The sequence below is a fragment of the Rhodospirillaceae bacterium genome (assembly GCA_028819475.1).
Taxonomy (GTDB): Bacteria; Pseudomonadota; Alphaproteobacteria; order Bin65; family Bin65; genus Bin65.
In genome coordinates this window covers 52,383-79,223 of record JAPPLJ010000036.1, presented here as the reverse complement: position 1 = coordinate 79,223, position 26,841 = coordinate 52,383, and the positions used below count along the sequence as shown (strand labels likewise).

General features: G+C 68.4%; 22 protein-coding genes. 12 read left to right on the top strand and 10 right to left on the bottom strand.

Translation table 11 applies throughout. The features are described from left to right. Positions 1 to 4 precede the first annotated feature (4 nt). On the bottom strand, positions 5 to 463 hold the full coding sequence (locus tag OXM58_11460; GenBank protein ID MDE0148978.1) for a (2Fe-2S)-binding protein: 459 nt from the start codon (positions 461 to 463) through the stop codon (positions 5 to 7). On the opposite strand from OXM58_11460, the gene OXM58_11455 reads away from it, so the two are divergent. After that, on the top strand, positions 444 to 692 hold the full coding sequence (locus OXM58_11455; GenBank protein ID MDE0148977.1) for a hypothetical protein: 249 nt from the start codon (positions 444 to 446) through the stop codon (positions 690 to 692). The two genes, OXM58_11460 and OXM58_11455, sit on opposite strands and share 20 nt — an antisense overlap. On the opposite strand, the gene OXM58_11450 is transcribed toward OXM58_11455, so the two are convergent. Continuing rightward, positions 683 to 1,702 (bottom strand): TRAP transporter substrate-binding protein, encoded by a 1,020-nt coding sequence (locus OXM58_11450; GenBank protein ID MDE0148976.1) that lies wholly within the window; start codon positions 1,700 to 1,702, stop codon positions 683 to 685. The two genes, OXM58_11455 and OXM58_11450, sit on opposite strands and share 10 nt — an antisense overlap. 174 nt (positions 1,703 to 1,876) lie before the next feature. Between OXM58_11450 and OXM58_11445 the strand changes: the two genes are divergently transcribed. Beyond that, the gene (locus tag OXM58_11445) at positions 1,877 to 2,611 is read left to right on the top strand and encodes an aldolase (GenBank protein ID MDE0148975.1); all 735 of its coding nucleotides are present in this window, start codon (positions 1,877 to 1,879) and stop codon (positions 2,609 to 2,611) included. A gap of 10 nt (positions 2,612 to 2,621) precedes the next feature. Here the strand turns inward: OXM58_11445 and OXM58_11440 are convergent, their stop codons facing one another. The 3 genes from OXM58_11440 to OXM58_11430 form a co-directional block, all read right to left on the bottom strand. Beyond that, positions 2,622 to 3,956: a metallopeptidase TldD-related protein gene (locus tag OXM58_11440; protein MDE0148974.1), complete on the bottom strand. Its 1,335-nt coding sequence runs from the start codon at positions 3,954 to 3,956 to the stop codon at positions 2,622 to 2,624. 67 nt (positions 3,957 to 4,023) lie between these two features. Beyond that, positions 4,024 to 5,025, bottom strand: coding sequence for an NAD-dependent epimerase/dehydratase family protein (locus OXM58_11435; protein ID MDE0148973.1), 1,002 nt, complete (start codon positions 5,023 to 5,025; stop codon positions 4,024 to 4,026). A 108-nt stretch (positions 5,026 to 5,133) separates the two neighbouring features. Then, positions 5,134 to 5,898, bottom strand: a complete 765-nt coding sequence (locus tag OXM58_11430; protein ID MDE0148972.1) for a hypothetical protein — start codon at positions 5,896 to 5,898, stop codon at positions 5,134 to 5,136. Between the two features lie 76 nt (positions 5,899 to 5,974). Here OXM58_11430 and OXM58_11425 point away from each other — a divergent pair, with 76 nt between their 5' ends. The 9 genes from OXM58_11425 to OXM58_11385 all read left to right on the top strand — a co-directional run bounded on the left by OXM58_11425 (position 5,975) and on the right by OXM58_11385 (position 16,886). Continuing rightward, positions 5,975 to 6,529, top strand: coding sequence for a hypothetical protein (locus tag OXM58_11425; protein MDE0148971.1), 555 nt, complete (start codon positions 5,975 to 5,977; stop codon positions 6,527 to 6,529). A gap of 142 nt (positions 6,530 to 6,671) precedes the next feature. After that, positions 6,672 to 8,144: a UbiD family decarboxylase gene (locus OXM58_11420; protein ID MDE0148970.1), complete on the top strand. Its 1,473-nt coding sequence runs from the start codon at positions 6,672 to 6,674 to the stop codon at positions 8,142 to 8,144. Then, positions 8,141 to 9,169: a pyridoxal-phosphate dependent enzyme gene (locus OXM58_11415; GenBank protein ID MDE0148969.1), complete on the top strand. Its 1,029-nt coding sequence runs from the start codon at positions 8,141 to 8,143 to the stop codon at positions 9,167 to 9,169. Before OXM58_11420 ends, OXM58_11415 begins: the two co-directional genes overlap by 4 nt. Further along, complete coding sequence (locus OXM58_11410; GenBank protein ID MDE0148968.1) at positions 9,166 to 9,942, top strand: 16S rRNA (uracil(1498)-N(3))-methyltransferase; 777 nt, start codon at positions 9,166 to 9,168, stop codon at positions 9,940 to 9,942. Before OXM58_11415 ends, OXM58_11410 begins: the two co-directional genes overlap by 4 nt. 57 nt (positions 9,943 to 9,999) lie before the next feature. Continuing rightward, positions 10,000 to 11,364, top strand: a complete 1,365-nt coding sequence (locus tag OXM58_11405) for a glutamate--cysteine ligase (GenBank protein MDE0148967.1) — start codon at positions 10,000 to 10,002, stop codon at positions 11,362 to 11,364. A 135-nt stretch (positions 11,365 to 11,499) separates the two neighbouring features. Beyond that, on the top strand, positions 11,500 to 13,212 hold the full coding sequence (locus tag OXM58_11400) for a peptide ABC transporter substrate-binding protein (protein MDE0148966.1): 1,713 nt from the start codon (positions 11,500 to 11,502) through the stop codon (positions 13,210 to 13,212). After that, a complete protein-coding gene (locus OXM58_11395) occupies positions 13,209 to 14,162 on the top strand; it encodes an ABC transporter permease (GenBank protein MDE0148965.1) in 954 nt (317 codons plus the stop codon). The genes OXM58_11400 and OXM58_11395 overlap by 4 nt, the downstream gene beginning before the upstream one ends. A gap of 10 nt (positions 14,163 to 14,172) precedes the next feature. Then, complete coding sequence (locus OXM58_11390; protein ID MDE0148964.1) at positions 14,173 to 15,099, top strand: ABC transporter permease; 927 nt, start codon at positions 14,173 to 14,175, stop codon at positions 15,097 to 15,099. 8 nt (positions 15,100 to 15,107) lie between these two features. Next, positions 15,108 to 16,886, top strand: coding sequence for a class I SAM-dependent methyltransferase (locus tag OXM58_11385; GenBank protein ID MDE0148963.1), 1,779 nt, complete (start codon positions 15,108 to 15,110; stop codon positions 16,884 to 16,886). Between the two features lie 501 nt (positions 16,887 to 17,387). Here OXM58_11385 and OXM58_11380 read toward each other — a convergent pair. The 4 genes from OXM58_11380 to OXM58_11365 all read right to left on the bottom strand — a co-directional run bounded on the left by OXM58_11380 (position 17,388) and on the right by OXM58_11365 (position 21,266). Continuing rightward, positions 17,388 to 18,509, bottom strand: coding sequence for a terminase small subunit (locus OXM58_11380; protein ID MDE0148962.1), 1,122 nt, complete (start codon positions 18,507 to 18,509; stop codon positions 17,388 to 17,390). Between the two features lie 292 nt (positions 18,510 to 18,801). Further along, the gene (locus OXM58_11375) at positions 18,802 to 19,395 is read right to left on the bottom strand and encodes a 2-hydroxychromene-2-carboxylate isomerase (protein MDE0148961.1); all 594 of its coding nucleotides are present in this window, start codon (positions 19,393 to 19,395) and stop codon (positions 18,802 to 18,804) included. A 17-nt stretch (positions 19,396 to 19,412) separates the two neighbouring features. Continuing rightward, complete coding sequence (purD, locus tag OXM58_11370) at positions 19,413 to 20,684, bottom strand: phosphoribosylamine--glycine ligase (GenBank protein ID MDE0148960.1); 1,272 nt, start codon at positions 20,682 to 20,684, stop codon at positions 19,413 to 19,415. A 33-nt stretch (positions 20,685 to 20,717) separates the two neighbouring features. Continuing rightward, complete coding sequence (locus OXM58_11365) at positions 20,718 to 21,266, bottom strand: DUF924 domain-containing protein (GenBank protein MDE0148959.1); 549 nt, start codon at positions 21,264 to 21,266, stop codon at positions 20,718 to 20,720. Between the two features lie 437 nt (positions 21,267 to 21,703). Between OXM58_11365 and acnA the strand changes: the two genes are divergently transcribed. Continuing rightward, positions 21,704 to 24,376 carry an aconitate hydratase AcnA gene (gene acnA / locus OXM58_11360; GenBank protein MDE0148958.1) on the top strand — a complete coding sequence of 891 codons (2,673 nt, stop codon included), beginning with the start codon at positions 21,704 to 21,706 and terminating at the stop codon, positions 24,374 to 24,376. A 2-nt stretch (positions 24,377 to 24,378) separates the two neighbouring features. Here the strand turns inward: acnA and OXM58_11355 are convergent, their stop codons facing one another. Further along, positions 24,379 to 26,838, bottom strand: a complete 2,460-nt coding sequence (locus OXM58_11355) for a DUF4132 domain-containing protein (protein ID MDE0148957.1) — start codon at positions 26,836 to 26,838, stop codon at positions 24,379 to 24,381. Positions 26,839 to 26,841: the final 3 nt, after the last annotated feature.

Below are 26,841 nucleotides of genomic sequence, written 5' to 3'. Positions count from 1 at the left end.
GCCCCTAGTTCAGGTTGGCCGCGGCGGCCTTGATGGCCGCCCGGATGCGTCCGTAGGTGCCGCACCGGCAGATGTTGCCTTCCATCGCCTCGTCGATGTCGGCGTCGCCGGGCGCGGCGTTGTCGCGCAACAGGGCGACCGCGCTCATCACCTGTCCGCTCTGGCAATAGCCGCATTGCGGCACGTCCTTCTCGACCCAGGCCCTTTGGACGGCCTGGCCGATGCGGTCGCTGCCGACCTGCTCGATGGTCGCCACCGAAGCGCCTTCGACATCGGCGACCGGCGTGACGCAGCTGCGCACCGGCTCGCCGTCGAGGTGGACCGTGCACGCGCCGCACTGGGCGAGGCCGCAGCCGTATTTCGTGCCGGTCAAATTCAGCGAATCGCGCAGCACCCAGAGCAGCGGTGTCGAATCGTCGACATCCGCGGTCACGCTCTGGCCGTTGACCTTGAAGCTGGCCATTGAAATTCCTCTCCTGTTCGGGCGCCGCCCCGTCGAACGGATTCTTCGGGGTACGGGCGGGCAGTTCGGACCGGTCGTTGGGCGAAAAATCAGGCGAAATCAAGGCACGCGCGACGGCGGTCCGACCGCGTTGCCGAACGGCCTCGCCGGCGGCAAGGGCGCCGGCCGGGAACTGCGCCGCGGGGCGCCGCTCCCGGCCGGCCGCCGCTGTGCCGGCGACTACTTCTGAAGTTTCGCGACTTCGCCGTAGAAGAATTTGAGCACGGCCGAACCGTTGATGCCCTGCTTCTTCATGTCAGCGATGTAGCGCGCTTCCAGGTTGGCCTTGATCTTCTTGACCGACGCCAGCATCCCGGCGGATGCCTTGCCGAACTTGTGGCCGCCCTTCTTGGCCGCTTCCAGTCCGTCGGCGTCGTTCTGGTTCCACACCTTGCCTGCGACGAAGGCGAAGTTTTCATCGGACACGCTGGCGATGACCTGCTTGTCGGCTGCCGACAGGCCGTCATACTTCTTCTTGCCGATAAACGTGTAGAAGCCGGAATTGTAGAGCCCGCCCGGCAGCTCCGTGTGGAACTTCACCAGGTTGACGATCTTGAAGCCGGTCAGCGCCTCGTAGGGGAAGGTAACGCCGTCGACCACGCCGGTCGACAGAACCTCGTAGGATTTCGGCGCCGGCAGCCGGATCGACGTGCCGCCCCAGGCCGTGACGATGGCGAGCGGCGCGGGCCCGCCGGTGCGGATCTTCTGGCCCTTCATGTCGGCGATCGACTTGATGAGCTTCTTGGAATGGTGGATCACGCCCGGGCCGTGGGTGTTCAGGCCGATCAGGTGAACGCCCTTGTAGAAGCCCTTGCCCTTGAAGAACTTGTCGTGGGTGCGCTGGAACGCGACCGACGTCGCCACCGCGTCCTCCCCGGTCAGCGGAAACTCGCTGAACGCATAGGCGCGCAGCCGCTTCGGCGAATAGCCGTGGACGCCGAAAGCGGCCCCGGCCTGTCCGGTGCGGACGATATCCATATGGGCGCGCGGATGACCGAGCGGCTTGGGCAGCTTGCGGAACTTCACCCGGCCTTCGGTCCTTGACTCGATGACATCCATCAACGGGATCAGAAGGCGCGTGGACAATTTGTGGGTCCACGGAATCCAGTTGGAAAAGGCGAATTCGGTGGCGGCCTGCGACGCCGGCGCGAACGCCGTCAGCGCAACGGCCACGCCTGCCGCGGCGAGCACAGGTTTCATGGCGGTTTCCTCCCTTGAACCTTGGTCTGAAGGCGGCGCATCGATCCGGCGAACCGCCTGAAGGATGCGGACATTACAAATCTTTCCGGTCCGGGTAAACTTACCAGTGCGTCGCGATTTCGTAGGTCGCGATTTCGCCGGCCGAAATCCGGACGCCGGACCAGGGAGGCGGTTATGCCCGACGATATTCGCACCCACGTCGACAGCACGATCGGCAGCAGCCTCCGGACCGTCGGGCGGACGGACAAGGCGAAACTCGCGCTCGCGGCGCGCATCCTGGCGGCGAACGGCCACGCCGCGGGCCTCGCCGGCCAGCTCACCGTCCGCGCCGAGCCGGACGGCTGGTGGACCCTGCCGCTCGGTTCCGGTTTCGAGGAAGCGTCGGAAGACACCCTGCTGCGCGTCGACGAAAACGTCCGGACGGTCGAAGGCGCTGGCATCCCCAACCCCGCCGTCCGCTTCCATGTCTGGATTTACCGCGCCCGTCCGGACGCGCACTGCATCGTGCACACCCACCCGCCGGCGGCCTCGGCCCTGTCGACGATCGGCCGGCCGCTGGTCTGCGCCCATATGGACGCGATGCCGCTCTACGACGATTGCGCCTGGCTGCCCGAATGGCCCGGCGTGCCGGTCGCCGACGAGGAAGGCCGGATCATCTCCGAAGCGCTGGGCGGCAAGAGCGCCATCCTGCTGGCCCATCACGGCCTGCTGACCGTCGGCAAATCGGTCGAGGAGGCGACCTACCTCGCCTACTGGTTCGAACTGGCGGCGCGCATGCAGCTCGATGCCGAGGCCGCCGGAACCCTGCGCAGCGTCGAGCCGGCCCACGGCCTGGAGGCCCGCCGCTTCCTGCGCCAGGACGCCGTCGTCGGGGCCAGCTTCGACCATCTGGCGCGGCGGGACGGATAGGGAGCGGGCTTTACGCCCCCGCTATCGTCATGCCGTCGATGCGCAGCGTCGGGGCGTCGATGCCGTAGCGCAGCTCCAGGTCGTCGGCCGGCGTTATCGCCTTGAACATGTCTTTGAGATTGCCGGCGATCGTCATTTCGGTCACCGGATAGGCGCGTTCGCCCCTGTCGATCCAGTAGCCGCCGGCGCCGCGGCTGTAGTCGCCGGTCACATAGTCGACGCCCATGCCGATCATCTCGGTGACGTAGAGGCCGCTGTCGATGCCGGCGAGCAGGTCGCGCCGCGACACGGTCCCGGCCTCGAGCCGGACATTGGTCGCCGACGGCGCGGGCGGGCCGGAGGTGCCTCGGCTGGCATGACCGGTCGGGGCCAGGTCGAGCTGGCGCGCCGAGCGCAGGTCGAGCAGCCAGGTCGTCAGCACGCCATCGTCTATCAGCGCGGTGCGCCGGTTGGCGATGCCTTCGCCGTCGAAGGGCTTGGAGCGCAGGCCGCGCGGCCGGTGCGGGTCCTCGACCACGCTCAGGCCCGGCGCCATCACCGCTTCGCCGAGCCTGTCCTTGAGAAAGCTCGTGCCGCGGGCGACCGATGCGCCGTTGATCGCGCCGAGCAGGTGGCGCAGCAGGCCGCCGGCGACCCGCGGGTCGAACACCACAGGCGCCTTCACCGTCTTGACCGGCCGGGCGCCGAGCCGGGCGACCGCCCGTTCGCCGGCGCTCCGCCCGATCTCCGCCGGCGCCATGAGGTCCGCCGCGAAGACGGCGGTGTGGTGGTCGTAGTCGGTCTGCATGTCGCCGCCCGAGCCGGCGACGACCGAGACGCCGACGCTGTGCGAGCTGCGCGCGTAGCTGCCGGCGAAGCCGTTGGTCGCGGCGAGGTATACCCCTGTCCGGCTCCACGAGGCTTCCGCGCCCTCGGAGTTGGTCACGCCCTCGACGGCGCGGGCAGCGTCCTCGGCCTCGCGGGCCCGGGAAATCAGCAGGTCGGCCGGCGGTTCTTCAACATCCGCCGTTTCCAGTTGCGGCGGCTGCGCGGCGAACTGGTCGGGACCGGCGATGCCGCAAAACGGGTCTTCCGGCACGGCGCGCGCCATCGCCATGGCCCGTTCGGCCAGCCCGGCGAAGGTCTCCGGCTCGATCTCCGAGGCGGAGACGCTGGCCTGGCGATGGCCGACGAAAACCCGCAGGCCCAGATCGCGCCCCTCGGCGCGCTCGATCATCTCGACATTGCCGAGCCGCTGGCTGTGCGAAAGGCTGTCGCCCTCGATATAGACGGCGTCGGCCGCGTCGGCGCCGGCGGCCCGGGCGGCCTTCAGCAGGTCTTCCAGTCGGTTCAGATGATCGGTCATCGGTTCGGGCAGCCCCATCGGGTTCCGGTTGCAGGTAATCGGTCGGCGCGAACGGCCGAAGGTCGGTTCAGTCCTTCAGGACGCCGGCCCGCTTCATCCAGTCGTAGCAGTCCCGCACCATGAATTCGAGATCGGGCGAGCGGTAGCCCAGTTCCTTCTCCGCGCGGTCCGACGCCACCCGGCCGTGGGCGAGCACGATATGGGCGGCCTGCGGAGTCAGGTCGGGCTCCCTGCCGCGCAGGTTGCCCACGGCATTCTGGACATGGGCGACCGTCCGGAACAGCCAGCCAGGAATGGCGCGCTTCGGCACTCGGCGGCCGGCGATGCGGCCGACGAGGCCGATGACCTCGACATAGCTCGCCGCCGGGCCGGGCAGCAGATAGTTGCCGGCGGCATCCCCGGTCTCTGCCGCCGCGATATGGGCCGCCGCGACCGCCCCGGCGTGGCAGAACACGCCGGAGCCCGGCGGGATGCCGGGCAGCCGGCGCTCGTGCACCATGCGGATCATGCGGCCCCAGTTGCGGCTGTCGTAGCGGCCCACGATGTGGCAGGGGTTGAGGATCGCGGCCGGCATGCCGTCCAGTGCGGCCTGCCTGACGATGGTCTCGGCGGCGAGCTTGGTCCGGTCGTAGAGCACGGGAGACGTATTGCCCCGCTGCGGCGTATCCTCAGTGAGCGGCGGATCGCCGGTCCGGTAGCCCCAGGAATTCCAGCTCGACGTGAAAACGAACTTGCGGGCGCCGGTGCGCTCGGCCGCGGCGACGGCATTGCGGGTGCCGTCGACGTTGGTGCGCAGCTGGCGCGAACCGTGGCGCGCCCACATGGTGAGATCGGCGGCCATGTGAAACACGGCGTCCGCGCCTTCGGGCATCGCCGCGGTCAGGCCGCCGAGATCGAGCAGGTCGCATTCGACGCCGGCGACATCCCACTGCCGGAGCGCCTCGAAGCGCGCCTTGTCGCGATAGGCCGCGGTGATCGTCCAGCCCCGTTCCGCAAGCTGCTCGACAAGGTTGCGACCGAGAAAACCCGTGGCGCCGGTGACGAAGGCATGTTTGGCGGCGGATGGCATGGATGGCAGGCGGTCGGGCAACCGGAGAACGGGCTGGGCTGGGATCGGTCATATAGGGGATTTTGCTTCGCGGCGAAATCGGCACCCGCCTTCTTCATTTCCCGGCCCTCAGTCAACGACCCGGCACCCTTCGTAGACGAAGGCGTGAGCGTCCTGCTGGAGGACAGCCTCGCGGGCGAGGCGCAGGAACCGGTCGGCGGCGTTTTCGCGGATGAAATCCTCTACCGTTCCGTCGTGGCCAAGGCGGCGATGGACCGCGGCGATCGCCCGGGGCTGCGGCCATGACGGCCGGGACCGTCCCCGCGCCGCCGCCTCGGCCAGGCCGACCGTGCCGCCGTCCGCGTTGAGCGCGCCGCCGCGGTGAATGTAGGCGAACACCTCGTCCAGCGCGCCGCCGCCGTCGAGCGCAAGGTCGAGGCGGGACAGCACCGCGTAATCGTAGGAATGCCCCCGCCCCTCGGTGGCGTGCATGCGCGCCATCAGGTCGTCCGAAAGCCAGGTGACCGAGACTTCCACCCGCACGCCCGGCGCCGGCATCGGGCAGGCGGAAATCGCGCCGTAGCCGGTGATATGGGCGGCGTAGACGACGTCGAAATCCCCGAGCCAGGCGCGCTGGACCGGGATCGTCGCCGCTTCGAAATCGAAATATTTGCGCGCAAGCTGGTCGGGCGACCGGTTCGAGCCGCAGGCGAGGACGGGGTGCCGCCCGTCGGTCAGCGCGCCGCCGATCTCCGCCGGCCGCCAGCCCGCCTTGTCCCGGCCCGCCTTGTCAAAGACGAAGCTGCAATCCGGAATGGCGTAGGGATAGCCCATCGCCCGCTCGACCGGATCGATCTGCGAGGGCGGAACGAACATGGGCGCATCGGTCGTCATGGCGCGGAATTTACTTTACACGGCTCCGGCTGCCCACGACTCTGGAGCAGGCGCAGGCAGCGGAGGCGCCCGGCCCATGCGGAACAAGGTCGTTTGCACAGGCGCAGCGGCTGTTGCGACGGCGCTTTGCGCCACCGCAAGCCAGGCGGCGGACTTCAACAGCGTGACCGCGCCGACGGTCGTGGAGATGCTGGAGTCCCAGGGCCTGCCGGTCGTCACCGGCTACCGGAAGCCGTCGGGCGATCCCTATGTCAGGACCCGGGCGAGCGGGATCGACTACACGATCCTCTTCTACAAGTGCAAGAAGGCGCGGCGCCCGCGGCCGTGCCAGCACATCATGTACATGGCGCGCTACAAGCTGGAGCGGCCGATGTCCTTCCGCCTGATGAATGCATGGAACCGGCGCATTCACTTTCAGCGCGGCTATCTTGTGCGGGACAAGGCGACAGGGCTGTGGACCCGTGCGCGGCTCGAGATGGACGTCATTCTCGCCGAACGGGGCTGGGTCCGGGCCAAGACGCTGCTGCCGTCCTTCATCGTGTTTCACCGGACGAACCGGCGGTTCTACAACCTCATCCGGTCCCGCAAGGGCGAGGGCCGGGAACGGATTCCGGGCGCAAAGGAGCTGTAGCGCCGCACCCGGACCGGACGGGCGCGGGGCCTCTTGCGGGCTTCCGCCCGCTTGTCCTTGCGCGGCGATTGGGCCATGTGTCCGGCATGTTTTCCGGTTCCGGACCCGCCGCGTTGCCTGAAACGACTCCGAACGGGCCGGCATGAGCGCCGGCGGCACGCCCTATGCCTCCCTGCGCGATTTTCTCGCGCAGCTGGAGCGCGACGGCCAGCTGCGCCGCGAGGCCGGACCGGTTTCGCCGGCGCTGGAGATGACGCGCATCCACCGGGCGGCGCTGCTGGAAGGCGGGCCGGCGATCCTGTTCGAGCAACCGCAGGACGGCGACCGCGCATGGGACATGCCGGTGCTGGTCAACCTGTTCGGCACCGTCGAGCGGGTTGCGCAGGCGATCGGCCGGACGCCGGAACAGTTGCGCGAAGTCGGCGAGATGCTCGCCTTCCTGCGCCAGCCCGAACCGCCCGGCGGCTTCCGCGAGGCGCTGGAGCTGATCCCGCTGGCGCGCAAGGTGCTGGCGATGAAGCCCAAGACCGTGCGCAGCGCGCCCTGCCAGGAGGTCGTGCTCGACGGCGACGCCGTCGATCTCGGCCGCCTGCCGGTCCAGACCTGCTGGCCGGGCGAGCCGGCGCCGCTCATCACCTGGCCGCTTGTCGTCACCCGCGGCCCGGCGCCGGAGACCGAACGCACCGACGGCTTCAACCTCGGCATCTACCGGATGCAGGTGACGGGCCGGGACACGACGCTGATGCGCTGGCTGCACCATCGCGGCGGCGCCCAGCAATTCGCGCGCTGGAAGGCCCAGGCCTCGCCCGAAGAACGGCGCAAAGGTTTCCCGGCCGCCGCCGTGATCGGCGCCGATCCCGCGACCATGATCGCCGCGGTGACGCCGGTGCCGGATACGCTCTCGGAATACCAGTTCGCCGGCCTGCTGCGGGAGAAGAAGGTCGAGCTCGCCGACTGCCGCACCGTGCCGCTCAAGGTGCCGGCCCAGGCCGAGATCGTCATCGAAGGCCGGGTCATGGCCGACGAGGAGGGCGACGAAGGCCCCTTCGGCGACCATACCGGCTATTACAACAGCGTCGAGCGCTTCCCGGTGTTCCGGGTCAGCGCAATCACCATGCGCCGGGAGCCGATCTACCTCTCGACCTTCACCGGCCGGCCGCCCGACGAGCCGTCGGTTCTCGGCGAGGCGCTGAACGAAGTGTTCATCCCCCTGCTGCAACAGCAGTTCCCGGAGATCGTCGATTTCTGGCTGCCGCCGGAGGGCTGCTCCTACCGCATTGCCGTGGTCTCGATCCGCAAGGCCTACGCCGGCCACGCGAAGCGCATCATGATGGGCGTGTGGAGCTACCTGCGCCAGTTCATGTACACGAAGTGGGTCATCGTCGTGGACGACGATATCGACTGCCGCGACTGGAAGGACGTCATGTGGGCGATTTCGACCCGCATGGACCCGGCGCGCGATACGGTGACGATCGAGAATACGCCGATCGACTATCTCGATTTCGCCAGCCCGGTGAGCGGCCTCGGCTCGAAGGCCGGCCTCGACGCCACCAACAAGTGGCCCGGCGAAACCGCCCGCGAATGGGGCCGCAAGATCGATGCCCAGGACCGATGAATGACGCGCCGAACGATGCGTCATCCGGGCGGGCGCTGACCCTCGACCGGATCGAGGCGACGCGCGCCGCCATCGCGCCGTGGGTCGTCGAAACGCCGGTGCTGGAATGGTCGGGTGTCGCGAAGGATGCCCTGCTCGGCGCCGGCACGCGGGCAATCCTGAAACTGGAGTTGCTGCAACGGACCGGCAGCTTCAAGCCGCGTGGCGCGCTGGCCAACATCCTGGCCCTCGACGCGGCACGGCGCGCGGCCGGCGTCACCGCGGTCAGCGCCGGCAACCACGCCATCGCGGTCGCCTATGCCGGCCGGTCGCTCGGCGTCGATGCGAAGGTCGTCATGCACAGGGCGGCCAACCCGTTCCGCATCGCCCAATGCCGGGAACTGGGCGCCGGAGTGGTGCTGGCCGACGATATCCGCGCCGCCTTCGCCGAGATGGCGCGCATCCGCGACGAGGAGGGCCGCGCCGTCATCCATCCCTTCGAAGGGCCGGACACGATCTCGGGGACGGCGACGCTTGGCCTGGAATTCGCCCGTCAGGCGCCGGACCTGGACGCCGTGATCGTGCCGGTCGGCGGCGGCGGCCTGATCGCCGGCGTGGCGACCGGCTTCCGCCTCGCCGGTTCGACGGCGGCGATCTACGGCGTCGAGCCGGACGGCGCCTGCGGCATGCGCGACAGCCTCGCCCGGGGCGCGCCGCTCGACAGCGTCGCCGTATCGACCATCGCCGACAGCCTGGGCGCACCGCTCCACCTGCCCTACTCATTCGGCATCGTCCGGCAACTGGTCGAAGAGATCGTCACGGTGTCCGACGACGTCTTGCAGGACGCCATGCTGACCACATTCAGCCGGCTCAAGCTGGCGGTCGAACCGGCCGGCGCGGCAGCCCTCGCGGCGCTGGCCGGGCCGTTGCACGAGCGGCTGCGCGGCAAGGCGGTCGGCCTGATCGTCTGCGGGGCCAATATCGACCCGGCCGGGTTCGCCGGCCATCTCGCCGCCGCGCAGACGCGCCTGGACGCCGCGGCATGACGGCGCCGGAGACCGAAGCGCCCGGCAGCCCCGCCATCCGCCTTTATGTCGAGGCGCCGCTGGCGGCCGGCGCAACCGTCGCGCCGAGCGCAGAGCAGCACCACTATCTGAGAAACGTGATGCGCACGCCGGCCGGCGCCGCGGTCAGGCTGTTCAACGGCCGCGACGGCGAATGGCTGGCGACCGTCGAAGCGCTCGGCAGAAGGGGCGCCGCGCTGGCGGTCACCGTGCAGACCCGCCGCCAGCAACCGGAGCCCGACCTCTGGCTGTGCTTCGCCCCGGTCAAGAAGGCGCGGATCGATTTCGTCGCCCAGAAGGCGTCGGAGCTCGGGGTTTCCGCCCTCCAGCCGGTCCTCACCCGCCATACGCAAGTCGCGCGGGTCAACGAGGCGCGGCTCCGTGCCAACGCCGTCGAAGCCGCCGAGCAATGCGCGCGGCTCACCGTCCCGGCCGTGTTTCCGGCCGTGAAGCTGGATGCCCTGATGACCGGATGGCCGGCCGATCGCCAGATCCTGCTGCTCGACGAGACGCAGACCGGCATCCCGATCGTCGACACGCTGCGCCGGCGCGGCGATACACGCGGCCGGCCTTGGGCCGTCTTCGTCGGGCCGGAGGGCGGCTATGCGCCGGAGGAGCTTGACCTTCTGCGCCGTTTCCCCAATGTCACGCCGGTCGGGCTCGGCGGGCGCCTGCTCCGCGCCGATACCGCCGCGATTGCGGCGCTGGCGTGCTGGCAGGCCGTGCTGGGCGACTGGACCGCTCCGTTGGACTGACATGGCGGACTGATCGTCCGTTCGCCGCCCCTGCCGCCGAAATCCGGATCGCTGCGCATGTCCATCCCTGCCGCTGCAAATGCCGAGCCGGTGCAGTCCGGAGCGCAACTTGTCGAGAGCGTCGAACAGGGGTGCAAACCGCCGGCGGACTGGCGCATCGGCACCGAGCACGAGAAATTCGCCTTCCGCTGGGACGATTACCGCCGCCTGCCCTATGACGGCGATTGCGGCATCCGGGCGCTGCTAGAAGGGCTGGAGCGCTTCGGCTGGGACCCGGTGCGCGAAGGCGAGACCGTCATCGGCCTGAAGCGCGACGGCGCGTCCGTCAGCCTCGAACCGGGCGGGCAGCTCGAACTGTCGGGCGCGCCGCTGGAGACCATCCACCAGACCTGCGACGAGGTTCACACCCATCTCGCCGAAGCCGAAGAGGTGACCAAGGAACTGGGCGCCGGGCTGATCGGCCTCGGCTTCGATCCGAAGTGGCGGCGCGAGGACATGCCCTGGATGCCCAAGGGCCGCTACCGCATCATGCGCGACTACATGCCGAAGAAGGGCAGTCTCGGTCTCGACATGATGGTCCGGACCTGCACGGTGCAGGTCAACCTGGACTACGCCTCCGAAGCCGACATGGTGAAGAAGTTCCGCGTCGGCCTGGCGCTCCAGCCGGTCGCGACGGCCCTGTTCGCCAACTCGCCCTTCACCGAGGGCCGGCCCAACGGCTTCCGGAGCTGGCGCGCCCATATCTGGACCGATACCGACCCGGACCGCACCGGCATGCTGCCCTTCGTGTTCGAGGACGGCTTCGGCTTCGAGCGCTGGGTCGACTACATCCTCGATGTGCCGATGTATTTCGTCTATCGCGGCGGCCGCTACCTCGACGCCAGCGGCCAGTCCTTCCGCGATTTCATGGCCGGCCGGCTGCCGGCGCTGCCCGGCGAGACGCCGACGCTCTCCGACTGGGCCGACCATATGACGACCGCCTTCCCCGAGGTGCGCGCCAAGACCTTCCTGGAGATGCGCGGCGCCGACGGCGGGCCGTGGAAGAGCCTGTGCGGCCTGCCGGCTTTCTGGGTCGGCCTGCTGTATGACGGAACGGCGCTCGACGCCGCCTGGGACATGGTGAAGGACTGGTCCGCCGAAGAGCGCCAGGCCCTGTGCGCCGACGTAGCGAAGCACGGCTTCCAGGCCCGGTTCCGCTCCGGCACGGTGCAGGACCTCGCCCTGCGCGCGCTGGAGATCGCCCAGGCCGGCCTGTCGGCGCGCCGGGCGCTCGACAAGGCCGGCAACGACGAAACCGGCTTCCTCCAGGTGCTGCACGACCGCGCCGCCGCCGGCACGAGCCCGGCCGACCTCCTGCTCGAAGACTATGCCGGCGCCTGGGCCGGCGACATCGACCGCATCTGGAGCGCCTGCGCGTATTAGCGGGGATTCCCCGGCGCGGCACAGTCATCGTCGCGTCCCGAGAATCACTCGATTTCGTAGGGCGGTTTCTCCGCGGCGCCGGCCTGCGCCGCGCAGCAAATCCCGGCCGGGGCGGCGCATAGGCGATTGCGCCGGATGCGGGCTTCGGCCAATCTGCGCGGCATGATCCGGGCAGTCATACTCATGCTGATGCTCCTCGCGGCTGCGGCGCCGGCGCAGTCCCAGGAGAAGGCGCGCGACGGGCTCACCATCGGCATTACCCAGTTCCCGTCGACCTTCAACCCGATGATCGATTCGATGCTGGCCAAGAGCTACATCCTGGCCATGGCGCGGCGGCCCTTCGTCACCTTCGACCGGGAATGGAAGCTGGTCTGCCTGCTGTGCGAGACCCTGCCCACGGTCGAGAACGGCGGCGCGCAGGTCGTGACCTTCGACGAGGGCGAACTCAAGGGCAAGCAGGGCCTGCGCATCACCTGGCGCATCCGCAGGGGCGCGAAATGGGGCGACGGCCGGCCGGTCAGCGTGGACGACGTCGTCTTCGCCTGGAAGGTCGGCCGCCATCCGCAGAGCGGCGTCGCCGGCCGCGAGCCGTTCCTGCGCACCGTCGCCATCGAGCGCATCGACGACCGGACCTTCGTCCAGGTGCTGGACAAGCTGCGCTACGACTACAACCAGCTCGTGCCCGACCCGATGCCCGCGCATCTCGAAACCGACGCGTTCCGGGAGCCGAAGGAATACCGGCAGCGCACGACCTACGACCGCGACCCGGCCAATCCCGGCCTCTATTACGGGCCGTACCGGATTGCGCGCATCGTCTCCGGCTCCCATGTCGAGCTGGTGCCGAACGAGACCTGGTGGGGCAAGGCGCCGTCATTCAGGCGCATCGTCGTCCGGGTCATCGGCAACACCGCGGCGCTGGAAGCCAACCTGCGCGCCGGCGGCATCGACTATGCGGCCGGCGAACTCGGCCTGTCGCTCGACCAGGCGAACGCGCTGCAACGCCGGGCGGCGAACCGCTACCGCTTCATCTTCAAGGCCGGGCTGATCTACGAGCATATCGATTTCAACCTCGACAACCCGATCCTGAAGGACCGGCGGGTCCGCCGGGCGCTGGCCTACGGCATGGACCGCAAGCGCATGAGTGCGCAGCTGTTCCGCGGCCTCCAGCCGGTCGCCGATACCAACATCAGCCCGCTTGACCGGGTGGCGTCGAAGGAGGTGACGACCTATCCGTTCGACCCGAAGAAAGCGGCGGCGCTGCTCGACGCCGCCGGCTGGAAGCGGCGTGGCGACGGCTGGCGCTACAACGCCAAGGGCGAGCGGCTGAGCCTGTCCCTGATGACCACATCGGGGCACCGGGTGCGCGAGCAGGTCATGGAAATCCTGCAAGCATACTGGCGGCGCATCGGAGTCGAAATCCGGCTCAAGACCCAGCCGGCCCGGGTCTATTTCGGCCGCACCGTGACCCAGCGCCAGTTCCCGGCGATGGCAATGTATGCCTGGATCTCGGCGCCGGAATCGAACCCGCGCGGCACGTTGCATTCGTCGGAAATTCCGACGGCGAAGAACAACTGGTCGGGCCAGAACTTCCCCGGTTTCCGCAATGCCGAGATGGACCGGCTGATCGAAACGCTCGAAGTGACCCTGACGCTGAAGGACCGCCTGCCGATCTGGCGGCGCATCCAGCAGATCTACGCCGAGGAACTGCCGGTCCTGCCGCTCTATTTCCGCGCCAATCCCTATGTGATCCCGCGCTGGCTGGCGGGCATCCGGCCGACCGGGCATCAATTTTCCACGACCCTGTGGGTGGAGGACTGGCGCGCCGGCGCTGACGCGAAGCAGCAATGAGCGCCTTCCTGATCCGCCGGCTGATGCAGTCGCTGGCGGTGATCGCGATCATGTCCTTCCTGGTCTACGCCCTGATCGGGCTGATGCCGGGCGATCCGATCGACATCATGATCGCCTCCGATCCGAAGCTGACGCCGGACGACGCCGCCCGCCTGCGCGCGCTCTACGGCCTCGACCTGCCGATCGGCGAGCGCTACTGGAACTGGCTGAGCGCGGCGCTGGGCGGCGATTTCGGCTTCTCGCGCACCCACAGCCGGCCGGTCCTGGACGTCATGGGCCCGCATCTCGAGCGCACGCTGCTGCTGATGGGAATCAGCTTCGTGCTCTCCGCGGCCATCGCCATTCCGCTCGGCGTCTGGGCGGCGGCCCGGCCCTATTCGCTGCACGATTACGCGATCAACCTGTTCAGCTTCGCCGGCCGCTCGGCGCCGCCCTTCTGGCTGGCGCTGATCCTGATCTTCGTCTTCGCGGTCTGGCTCGGCTGGTTTCCGGCCGGCGGGCTGGAGACCATCGGCAAGGGCGGCTTCTGGGACCGGCTGCAATATCTCGTCCTGCCGGTGCTGTCGCTGACATTGCTCAACGTCGCCGGCTTCACCCGCTTCGTGCGCGCCGAGACCATGGCGGTGATGCGCCAGGATTTCATCCGCACCGCGCGCGCCAAGGGCGTGAGCGAACGCGGGGTGCTGACCGGCCACGCCCTGCGCAACGCCATGATCCCGATCGTCACCATCATCGCGCTGGATTTCGGCACGCTGTTCTCCGGCGCGCTGATCACCGAGACGGTGTTCGCCTATCCGGGCATGGGCAAGATGATCTACGATTCGATCCTGGCCAACGATTTCAACCTCGCGCTGGTCGGCCTGCTGTTCGCCACCTTCGTGACGCTTGCCGCCAATATCGGCGCAGACGTGGCCTACGCCGTGCTCGATCCCAGGATCGCCCTGACATGAGAACGGAAACATGACGGCCGCCGCGATTACCGTCGCCGGCCGGCACGAGCTGCGGCTGCGGGTCCTGCGCCGCTTCCTGCGCCACCGGCTCGCCGTGGCCTCGGCCGTCGTCCTGGCGGTGCTTATCCTTGCGTCCGTCTTCGCGCCGGCGGTCGAGCGGCTGCTGGGCGCCGATATCCGCGATGTCGACCTGAGCGCGATCCTCCAGGGGCCGAGCCTGGCCCATCCGCTGGGCACCGACGAACTCGGCCGCGACCTGCTGGTGCGCCTGCTCTACGGCGGCCGGATTTCCCTGCTGGTCGGGCTGGTCGCCGCCGTGTTCTCGGCGATCATCGGCGCCGCCATCGGCATCGTCGCCGGCTATTTCGGCGGCCGGCTCGACGATCTGCTGATGCGCGTCACCGACGGCGTCATCGCCCTGCCGATCCTGCCATTGCTGATCGTGCTCGCCGCGGTCGACCTGACCAAGCTCGGCCTGCCGGCCTCGGTCGCCAACAGCGGCGATATCAGCCTTTACCGCATCATCGTCATCACCGCGCTGTTCGGCTGGACCGGCGTCGCCCGGCTGGTGCGCGGCGCGACCCTGTCGCTCAAGGAGCGCGAATTCGTCCGCGCGGCCATCGCCATGGGCGCCAGCCCGTGGCGGGTCATGCGCGTCCATATCCTGCCCAACGCGATCTCGCCGATCGTCGTCGCGACGACGCTCTCGGTCGGCGGCATCATCCTGTTCGAATCGGTCCTGAGCTTCCTCGGCCTCGGCATCCAGCCGCCGATCCCGAGCTGGGGCAACATGCTGACCGGGGCCCAGGAGCAGCTTTCCAGCGCCCCGCAGCTGATGATCTGGCCGGGCCTGATGATCTTCGTCACCGTGATCGCCTTCAACTTCCTCGGCGACGGCCTGCAGGACTCCCTCGACCCGCGGGCGCTCAGCGACTGACGGCGGCGATGGCCAGGGCCGGTACGAAAAGACTGATCGCGCAGGCCCGGCGGGCGCTCGCCGGGGGCAACCGGAGCTACGCGCTGATGCTGCTGCGCGAGGCGCATGACGGCGCGCCGAAGGACGCCGCTGCCGCCGTACTGCTCGCCCGGGTGCTGCTGGCCCATTCAGGTTCCGGGGGCCATGCGATGGCGGCGATCGAGATGCTGGCCGCCCATCTCGCCCTCAACCCGCGCTCGGCGGAATCGGCGCGCAAGCTGTCGGATATCCTGGCTTCGGTCACGCCGGTGAACTTCTCGCGGGTCGACGCCGCCGGCCTGGCCGCGGCGCTGCGGCTCGACCGGGTGGCTGCCGACCCGCTCGCCCGGGCGGCCGGCCTGCTGCTGGCCGAACGCGGCGAAGCGCCGGCCTTCTCCCGCGGGACGGACGAGGCGGCCCTGCTGACCGCCCTGCTGGAGGCGGCGCCGGTCCGGGAACCGGGCCTGGAAGCCTGGCTCGTCGCGCGCCGCCGCACGGTGCTGGAATCGATGGCCGAACCGGCGGCGGAACGGGACCCGGCGGAACAGGACGAAGCCCTGCTCGCTGCGATGGCCCGGCAGACCTGGCTGAACGAAGGGGTGTGGCCGGTTACGGACGCGGAGCGCAAGGCCGTGGACCGGCTGGACCCGGCCGATCCGGCCCACTGCTTCGCCGCGGCGCTGTACCTGCCGGCGGAACGCTGGTGTCCGGCCGACGACCGCGGCGACGGCGACCGGCTGCCGAAAGCGCTGGCCGGGCTGGCCGGTAACATCCGGCGCGAGCGGCACGAGATGGCGCGGGTCGATGCGGATCTCGGCCCGGACGTCTCCGCCGCGGACCGGACCGGCGATGCCGTAGCGGCGCAATACGAGGCCAACCCCTACCCGCGCTGGGGCTGGGTGCAGCCGCCGCTGGCCGGCGCCGTGCGGGCGTTTCTCGACCGGATTGCCGGCGGGTCCGGGGGGCCGCAACCGGACGGCGGCTGGACCGGCGGCCCGCTGCGCATCCTGATCGCGGGCTGCGGCACGGGCCGGCAGGCGGTCGAGGCCGCTCTGGCCTACGCGCCGAACGCCAGGCTGCTGGCGTTCGATTTCAGCCGGGCCAGCCTGCGCTACGCGGCCATGAAGGCGCGCCGGCACCGCCTCGACGCGATCCGGTTCCGGCAGGCGGATATCCTCGACCTGCCGGACTTCGAGCCGCCGTTCGACCGGCCGGCGGACCTGATCGAATGTATCGGCGTCCTGCACCACATGGCCGATCCGTTCGCCGGCTGGCGCATCCTGCTCGACCGGCTGCGGCCCGGCGGGCTGATGTATGTCGGCCTCTACAGCGCGACCGCCCGGCGCGGGCTGACTGCACTGCGCGAACGACTGGCCGCCGAAGGCATCGACCGAGCCGACCCGGATGCGGTCCGCGCGGTCCGCGCCCGCATTCTCGCCCAGACTCCCGACGGGCCGGAGGACGATTTCGAACGCGGGCTCGCGGATTCGGCGGATTTCTACACCCTCAGCGAGGTGCGCGACCTGCTGTTCCACGCCCATGAAACGCCGCTGACGCTGGAGGCCATCGGCGAATTTCTGGAGGGGGAAGGACTCGAGTTCCTCCACATGGACGTGCGCCCGCACATCGCCGAAGCCTTCGCGGCCAGTGTCAATGACGGGCACGGCGAGTCGGCGGCGCTCGACCTCCAGGCCTGGGCGGCGTTCGAGCGCGACAATCCCGATACCTTCGACGGCATGTACCTGTTCTGGGTCCGCAAGCCCGGATAGCCGGGAAGCCTGGTTCCGGCGGCCCGCCCTCCGTTCCCTGCTCCGTCATATCGACCGGAGCCCCGGCCCGGAGCCTGCCCTGAGCGAATTCGAAGGGGCCGGGGCGGAGCGGAGATATCGTTCCGGCGCGGTGCAACGTCCGAAGCGCTGAACCGGAAAGATTTCTCCACTCACTTCGTTCGGTCGAAATGACGGGGGAGAGGACAGTGCGGGTGTCATGAATTGTCATGAAACGTAATGATTCGTCATGGGGCTTCGGGCTCGCACCGAACGCAACACAGTGCCGCCCCGGACCCCGATCCGGGGCCCAGAGTCGCCCGGCACGGCCTCGACTTGTGGCCCCTTCGACATGCTCAGGGCAGGCCCTGGGCCCCGGATCGTCGCTGCGCTCCGTCCGGGGTGGCAATCGAGGGTGGATCGCGGTCCGGGGCAAGTCGCTCCGTCCGGGGCGGCAAGGGACGGTTGGGCAACAATGCGACCATTGGGAATTGTCAGGATATGTCAGGATTCGCCGTGGTCCGGCTCCTCTCCGCGGCTGGGGCGCACTTCCTTGAATTCGGCGAGATACATCCCGGCGTTCCGGTTTTCCACCCGCGGGCGGGTGCGGGCGAGGCCCTTGAGAAAGTCCTGCTCCTCTTCGGCGGCGCGCCGCTCGATGGGGCAGGGCTCCCCGGCGGGCGGCAAGACGGGTTCGGCGTCCTCCGAGCGGCACCTGAGATACGCCCGGTCAGCCCGGATCCTGTACTCTCTGAACTCCTCGGCGGCCCGTTCCGCGGCGGCGCTCTTGCGGTTGTCCTCCGCGGCCGCCGGCCGCAGGCCGGCCCGGTGCAAGGAAATGTCATGTTCCGTCGGGACCGACGCGTTCGCCGGGCTGTCGGTCGCCGGCGCGTCCGCGGCGGTATGTGAGGGCCCGTGTAAGGAAATGTCAGGATTCGTCATGGCGGGCGCGGGCCTGCGGTCCATCCGAACCGGACGGCGGGGCCGGCGCTCCTCGACGGTGGCGTGCAGGCGCTGGGCCGTCGCCAGCCAGGCCGCCTCGTCGAAATCCGTGTGCCGCTCCAGCGCCCTGCGGCTCGCCCGGTGGGCGGCGAGGGCCCGCTCGGTCCGGTGCCGGCCCCGGCGCACCGCCTCGGCGATGGGGCCGGCCACACCGGAGTCATCTGCATCGGGCACTGCATCCTCTCCGGGCAGGGGCCACAGGCCGGCGCGCCGGTGGGCATTGCGCGGGTCGAGGCCGGACAGGTCGGCCTGCAACCTGATGACCCGGAGCATGAGCGACGCCGAGCCCTTTTCCACCGCGGCGTCCCAGGCCTGTTCGAGCCGGCCGAGCAGGATCTGCGCCTCCTCGCGCTCGACCGCCCGCCACGCCGCCCGGATGGCGCGCACCCGTGCGGCGACGGCCGGCCGCTCCAGCAGCTCGTGGCCGGTCTGGCGCGCCGAGCCTGCGGCATAGCCGGCGTCCCGCGCCGCCCCTGCGGCGTTGCCGGTCGCGGCATTATGGCGGCAGAACTCCTCCTGGCGCAGGGTGAGGGGCGGGTGCGCGGGCGGCGCATCCGGGGTCGGCGCATGGGGCGGCGACTCCGGCCGGGATTCGGCCGGGTCGGCGGACAAGGGCTGGGACATGGCGGCTTCCTTTTGTTCGATTTATGTTCCTTTTGCGAATATAGGAATATAGACGAGAATTGCAAGCATAATGTTCATTAATTCCAATCAATCCGACCGGTCATATCGACCGGAGCGGCCCGCAGGGCCGTGGAGCGGAGATATCTTTCACGCGCGGTGCCGGGACCGGAGCGCCGTGCCGGAAAGATTTCTCCGCTCGCGGTGCTCGGTCGAAATGACGGGTTGGGAAGAGCAGCGACGGCCGCTCCGGCCGGAATCACGGCGAGAGACCGTTGCCGCGCGGCGCACCCGTTCAGCCTTTCGCCAGTTCCCGCTCGACGAAATCCATCCGGTCCTTGCCCCAGAAGATTTCGCCGCCGACGATCATGGTCGGCGCGCCGAATACGCCGCGGGCCAGTGCGCCGTCGGTCGCTGCGATCAGGGCGGCGCGGATCTCGTCGCTTTCCGCGGCGGCCTCGAAGTCGTCCGGGTCGACGCCGAGCGATGCCGCGATCGGACGCAGGCCGGCATAGTGCTGGATCGAGGCGTCGTCGCGCTCCCAGTAGGCGGCGAAGATCGCGTCGATGTACTCGACCTCCCGGCCCCACCTGCGCATGGCGATGGCGCCGCGCAGGGCCCGGCTGGTCTTGATCGGAAAGACGGTCGGGAAGCGGAACGGCAGCCGGTAGTGCTCGGCCCAGCGCTCCAGATCGCGGATGCGGTTGGCGATCTTGGCCTCCGGCTCGTCCATCAGGACGTAGTTGTGATGCCGGAAGACGTGGCCGAGATTGATCGGGATGTAGCGGATCGCCGCCCCGTGGCGTTCGGCGATGGGCCGGAGCAGGTGGAGCGCGAAATAGCTGTTGGTGCTGCCGACCTCCCAGTAGAACTCGATCGTCTTGCCCAAAGCCCTGCCCCGCCGCCCTACTCCGCCACCGCGCGCCAGCCGATGTCGCGGCGGCAGAAGCCTTCGGGCCAGTCGATGGCGTCGACGGCGGCATAGGCCCTGGCCTGCGCTTCGGCGACGGTCGGCGCCATCGCGGTCACGCCCAGCACCCGCCCGCCCGTCGCCAGGATGCGGTCGCCGTCGGCCGTCGTGCCGGCGTGGAAGACGACCGTGTCCGGATCGCCGGTCAGCGCGTCGAGGCCGCGGATTTCCGAGCCCTTCCCATAGGCGCCCGGATAGCCCTCGGCCGCCAGCACGACCGTCAGCGCCGGCTCGTCGTACCAGCGCAGGTCGAAATCCTTCAGCTCGCCGTCCCGCGCCGCGATCAGGGCGGGCAGCAGGTCCGACATCAGGCGCATCATCAGCGGCTGGCATTCCGGATCGCCGAAGCGGGTGTTGAACTCCAGCACCTTCGGCCCGTCCGGCCCGATCATCAGGCCGGCGTAGAGCACGCCCTTGAAGGGCCGGCCTTCCGCCGCCATCGCGGCGACCGTGGGTGCGACGATCTCCGCGCGGATGCGTTCGGCCAGTTCCTCGGTCACGACGGGCGCCGGCGAATAGGCGCCCATGCCGCCGGTGTTCGGCCCGGTGTCGCCCTCGCCGACCGCCTTGTGGTCCTGCGCCGAGGGCAGCAGCACGAAATGCGCGCCGTCCACCAGGGCGAGAATGCTCGCTTCCTCGCCTTCGAGGCAGTCCTCCACGACGATCTCGGCGCCGGCCGCGCCGAAGGCGCCCTCGTCCAGCATGGCGCCGGCCGCCGCCTGGGCCTCGGCGACGGTCTGCGCGACGATCACCCCCTTGCCGGCGGCGAGGCCGGATGCCTTGACGACGATGGGCGCGCCCCGTTCGGCGATCCAGGCCCGCGCTTCGGCGGCGTCGGTGAACCGGCGGTAGGCCGCGGTCGGGATGCCGTAGCGGGCGCACAGGTCCTTCATGAAGGCCTTGGAGCCTTCGAGGATGGCGGCGTCGGCGGTCGGGCCGAAGGCGGCGATGCCGGCGGCCTCCAGCCGGTCGACCAGCCCGGCGCACAGCGGCGCTTCGGGTCCGACGACGACGAAGTCGATGGCGTTTTCCTGCGCCGCGGCGACGATGCCGTCGACGTCCTCCGCGCCGACATCGAGGCAGGCCGCCTCCTGCGCGATCCCGGCGTTGCCCGGCGCGCAATAGAGTCGGGAACACAGGGGCGAAGCGGCGAGCTTCCAGCACAGCGCATGCTCGCGCCCGCCCCCGCCGACGACGAGGACGTTCATCGGGCGCCTGCCCCGGAACGGCGGGCGGGGCGGTCAGAAACCGGCATCGGGATCGTTCAAATACTCTTCCTCCTCCGGCGTGTTCGGCCGGCCGAGGATGGCGTTGCGGTGGGGGAAGCGGCCGAACCGGTCGATGACCTCCTTGTGGGCGACGGCCCATTGCAGGAAATCCGTGTCGGGGCAGCGCTCGCGCACCAGATCGACGCAGCGCTGCTGGTCGGCGGCGTCTTCCGAATGTTCGAGCGGCAGGTAGAAGAACATCCGGTGCTCTTGGTCCGCCACGGCCAGATCGAAGCCGCGGGCGAGCACCGCTGCCGTCACATCGCGCGCTTTCGGGTCGGCGGCGAAGGCGCGCGGCGTGTCGCGGTACATGTTGCGCGGGAACTGGTCGAGCAGGATGACCAGCGCCAGCGCGCCGTCGGCGGTCTCCTGCCAGCGGTCCAGCCGGCCGGCCAGGGCTTCCTTGTGGGCCGCTTCGAAGCTGCGCCGGATTTCGGCGTCGAAATCGGCATCCTTGTCGAACCAGCGCTCGCGGGTCGCCGGCGCGAGCCAGAAATCGAGCACATCCTGCGGTTTTGTCATTCCGGAAGAACCTTCGGTCTCATGTTCGCCTGCCGGCGGATCGACAACGACTCAGTTTGAAATTCATTGCGCCGTCAATCCCCTGCCGTCATTTCGACCGGAGCGCCGCCAGGCGCGAAGTGGAGAAATCTTTCCGGCACACCGCAATGGGACCTGCATCGCGGGTGAAAGATATCTCCACTCCGCCCCGGATGAAATCCGGGGCTTCGGTCGATATGACGGGTGGGTATAGCGCTGCCGATACCGAACCGGCCGGGAAGCCGCGGCGGGCAGAGACTCCTCAAACCGAGTTATAATCCGCGGCTTCGCCGCACCGATAACAGCATGGACACCCGATCCATAGCTATGGTGTAACCGGAGCGCCATTCCTAAATTCAGAGTGCCGGAACCGCCGCGCCGCCGACGGCCCTTCTGCCGCTGCACCCGGAGCCCGAACCATGCCCCTGACCGGAACGCAGAACAGCTTCGACGCCCGCCGGACACTGAAGGCCGGGGGCAAATCTTATGCCTATTTCAGCCTGCCCGCCGCCGCCGGGAACGGGTTGGGTGAAATCGCCCGGCTGCCCTTCTCGCTCAAGGTGCTGCTGGAGAACATGCTGCGCCACGAGGACGGCGGCACCGTCACCGCCGACGACATCCGCGCTTTCGGCGCGTGGCTCGACCGCCGGAAATCGAGCCGCGAGATCGCCTACCGGCCGGCGCGCGTGCTGATGCAGGACTTCACCGGCGTCCCCGCGGTCGTCGACCTGGCGGCGATGCGCGACGCGATCGGCGCGCTCGGCGGCGATCCGGAGCGGATCAATCCGCTGGTGCCGGTCGACCTGGTGATCGACCATTCGGTGTCGATCGACCATTTCGGCACGCCCGACGCCTTCCGGCAGAATGTCGAGCGCGAGTTCGAGCGCAACCGGGAGCGTTACGAGTTCCTGCGCTGGGGCGCCACGGCCTTCGACAATTTCCGCGTTGTGCCGCCGGGCACCGGCATCTGCCACCAGGTCAACGTCGAATATCTCGCCCAGACCGTGTGGTCCGGCGACGAGAACGGCGAGACAATCGCCTATCCCGACACCTGCGTCGGCACCGACAGCCACACGACGATGGTCAACGGCCTCGCCGTGCTCGGCTGGGGCGTCGGCGGCATCGAGGCCGAGGCGGCGATGCTGGGCCAGCCGGTCTCCATGCTCATTCCCGAGGTGATCGGCTTCCGGCTGACCGGAACGCTCAAGGAAGGCGCGACGGCGACCGATCTCGTGCTGACCGTCACGCAGATGCTGCGCGCCCGCGGCGTGGTCGGCAAGTTCGTCGAGTTTTTCGGCGCCGGGCTCGACAATCTGAGCCTGGCCGACAAAGCGACGATCTCCAACATGGCGCCGGAATACGGCGCGACCTGCGGCTTCTTTCCGATCGACGCCGAGACCCTGCGCTATCTCGAATTCACCGGCCGGGACCCGGCACGGGTCGCCCTCGTCGAGGCCTATGCGAAGGCGCAGGGCATGTGGCGCGATGCCGATACGCCCGATCCGCTGTTCACCGATACGCTGGAGCTCGACCTCGGCGACGTGGTGCCGTCGATCGCCGGCCCGAAACGGCCGCAGGACCGGATCGCGCTCACGAACGCAAGCAGCGAATTCGAGGCGCTCGAATCCCGCCGGCGCGCGCAGCCGGTCGCGGGCGCCGACTGGTCCCTCGACGACGGCGACGTCGTCATCGCCTCGATCACCAGCTGCACCAATACCTCGAACCCGGCGGTGCTGGTGGCCGCCGGCCTGCTCGCCCGCAAGGCGCGGGAGAAGGGCCTGCAACGGCAACCCTGGGTCAAGACCAGCTTCGCGCCCGGCTCCCAGGTGGTGAGCGACTATATCGAGGCGGCCGGCCTGCAGGACGATCTGGACGCCCTCGGCTTCAACCTGGTCGGCTATGGCTGCACGACCTGCATCGGCAATTCGGGGCCGCTGCCGGAGCCGATCCACGACGCCGTCGAGGCCGGCGACCTGACGGTCTGCGCGGTACTGTCCGGCAACCGGAATTTCGAGGGCCGGGTCCATCCGCTGACAAGGGGCAACTACCTCGCCTCGCCGCCGCTCGTCGTCGCCTACGCCCTCGCCGGGTCGCTCAGGATCGACCTCTACAATGAGCCGATCGGGCAGGATGCGGACGGCAACGACGTGTATCTCAAGGACATCTGGCCGACCAACCGGGAGGTCGCCGAGACCATCGACCGCTGCGTGACGCCGGCCATGTTCCGCGAGCGCTATGCCGACGTCTTCGCGGGCGACGAGAACTGGCAGACCATCGAGGTCTCGGGCGGCCTGACCTACGACTGGGATTCGTCCAGCACCTATGTCCGCAATCCGCCCTATTTCGAGGGCATCACGGCGGAAGCCGGCGCGGTCGGAGACATCGTCGGCGCCCGTTCCCTCGCCCGCCTCGGCGATTCGGTGACGACCGACCACATCTCGCCCGCCGGGGTCATCAAGGAGGACGGTCCGGCCGGCGACTATCTCAAGACCTACCAGATCCGGCCGCGCGACTTTAACAGCTTCGGTTCGCGGCGCGGCAACCACGAGGTCATGATGCGCGGCACCTTTGCCAACATCCGCATCCGCAACGAGATGGCGCCGGGCACCGAAGGCGGCGTGACCCGCCACCAGCCGTCCGGCGACGAAATGCCGATCTACGACGCCGCCATGCGCTACCGGGCCGAGGGTGTGCCCCTGGTGGTCGTGGGCGGCAAGGAATACGGCACCGGCTCGTCGCGCGACTGGGCGGCCAAGGGCACGAGGCTGCTCGGCGTGAAGGCGGTGATCGTCGAGAGCTTCGAGCGCATCCACCGCTCGAACCTGGTCGGCATGGGCGTGCTGCCGCTCCAGTTCAAGGACGGCGCAAGCCGCGAGAGCCTCGGCCTCAAAGGCGACGAGACCTTCGACATCACCGGCATCGCCGGCGGCATAACGCCGGGCATGGATGTCGCCTGCACGATCCGCTACGCCGGCGGTGCGACCCGGACCGTCCCCCTTCTGTGCCGCATCGATACCGCCGACGAGGTCACCTATTTCGGCAACGGCGGCATCCTGCACTACGTCCTGCGCAGCATGGCGGCGGCAGCGTAAACCTACCGGCCGGGCCGCCGGTTGCGCGACCGGATCTGCGAAAGAATCGTCGCGTCGGTTATCTTTTCGTCGTTCGCCAGCAGCATCGCCTTGCTGACGATCATGCTGAGCACGTGGTCCTCGTCCAAGAGCCAGCGGGCATAGCCGCTGTGCCGCTTGCCGGACGAAGCCGGGACGATACACAGATACTGGTCGTCCGGTTCCATCTTGACGGTCGCCGATCCGAGGTGAATCCGGTACTCGGCCAGATCGCCCCGAACGCGCAGGTAGCGTTCCTCCAGCGTGCAGCGCTCGGCAATGGCAAAGGCCGGTAGCAGCCGGGCCAGAACGTCCCGCCGGCTCTCGCCCGCCGGGGTCAGCGGCCGGCCGGCATAGTCCGCGCCGTAGCGCCAGGCCTCCTGCCCCGCAAACCGGTCCATCCAGGCCGGGTCGGCGCCGACGCTGGCGACCGAAACGAACAGGTCGATATCCCGCATGACCTCCGAAAACACCCGCGGCGGAACATGTTCGATCAGCGTCCGGTTCCAGTCCTTGTCCCGGAAGAACATCTGCTCGGTAGTGAGCACCTCGGCATAGAATTCGTCGGTCTCGGTAAAGACCGAAAACACGGCCACATGATCGCCGTCCGGCAGATCGAGCGTGGGGTCGCCGCCCGGATCGAAATTCGCGAACATGGGCGAGCGCCATCCCCGCGTGCGCATCAGGCCCTGGAACGGTTTCTGCAGGATGAAGTGGCCGGCGAAACGGTTCGAATATGTCTTCGTTTCGCGTTCGGCGTCGGTCAGCACATAAATCTCGCGGAACGCCTGGCGGATCGGCTGCCGGAATTCCCGGTCGAACAGGAAGGTACGCCAGGCCTGCACCGTCGGGACGTCCGCATCGATCGGATGCCAGAGCCGGACCATTCCGTCGCCGCCGGGAAAAGGCCGTTCGCTACCGTCGTGAAGGACCGCCCGGCCGTTCATAGGCACAGCCGTAAACGGTTCGCCGTCCGGGGCCCGGAACTCCCAGACCAGGCGCTCGGCGAACGGGCGCAGGAACCCGTGCTCGAGATAACGGCTGCGCCAGATCTCGAAGGTCCAGACCGGATCGGCCATCAGCAGCCGGTCGATGCGCTGGCGCTGGATCGACAACTGCCGGCGCATGTCCTTCACCCGCCTGCGGAGCGCGGCGAGGTCGTCACCGTGACGGTCGCGAAGGGGCTTCGGCGTCGATTTCAGCGTCCTGCCGCCCGGGTTGGTCCACGCGACCGCTACCTTTTGCGCGTCTTCGACAAAGATTGATGCAACGTATCCGCCGATCGTTTCGGCAACGCGCGCGTCGTCGTCCAGTCCGAAGGTCTCGACGCTGAGTTCCTCGATATCCCGGCGGGTCAGCTTCAGGCGCTTCGCGGCATGGTCGATCGCCCGTTCGCAGGCGTTGCGCCGCGCCGGCTTCGGGTGTTTTTGCGCGAGCCATTGCAGCCGCCGGATCGCCGACATCGTCCCGAAGCATCCCAGCGTCCTAGCGGCCGCGCCGCCCAGACTAAGGTGACCGTTAGTAAAATACTCATCTGCGAAATTTGAAAGCCGTTCGGCCATGCGATCCGAAGGAAAGGAAGCGCAAGCCCACATAAACTGGCGACCGAATTTACCTTTGTGCTCTATCGTAGAAAGAAGCAGGCTACCACGATTCTGCAGTTTTTTCTTTGTCCACTTTTCCATTTTCTCAGCGAATGTCTGTTCGCCGATAGGAGTTAGCGAGTCGCGTACCGCGGCTAACCACTTCTTTGTTGGTACTGAACCGGGATTTCTCTTTAGTTGCGAGAAAAAACGCGACCAATGAGCCGCTTCCCAAGGCGGAACGTTTTCCAACAGAATTCTTAGTTCAATACGAATGCCGTACATAAGTTGTTTGTGGTAGGGCGCGTCATCGCCCAACAAAATCCAAAACCGCCCGCTGATCGTCGTCGATCCGCCAGCGTCTTTCTCCAAAAGCCGGCACAGTTTCTTGATCCTGTCGATGAGGCAGGGTGCCAGTGGAGTTTCTCTTGCCAGCCTTTCGAAAATTCCGACACTTTCCTCTGACGGCACAACGTCCCAATTTCCGACTGCTTCGATCCAGAGATCGAGCAAAGAGAGCAATTGCCTTTCGGTCCAATGCGCTTTGTGGCGAAGCAACAGAATTTGGACCCTAATTAAGTCACTTTCGACATTTCCGAAAGAAAAAAAGGGCGTTCGGGCTTGAGTCTCCGTCAAAGGACGAATTCGCCTAGCCGAACGACGTTTGGCGATCGAAAAAACGTATTCGAGGTATTGTTCGCCCGGCCCGTCTAATATGTTCTTGACGGTCGAGAGTTTTGTAACCTTGTCGAGCTTACCGGGCCACCGTATCCACTCATCTATAATTTCTTCGATCGTATAGTCGAACGCAGTTGCGTTTCTCTTCCACGCGCGGCGCCGCAATCTGTAGAAGAGGGCCATGCG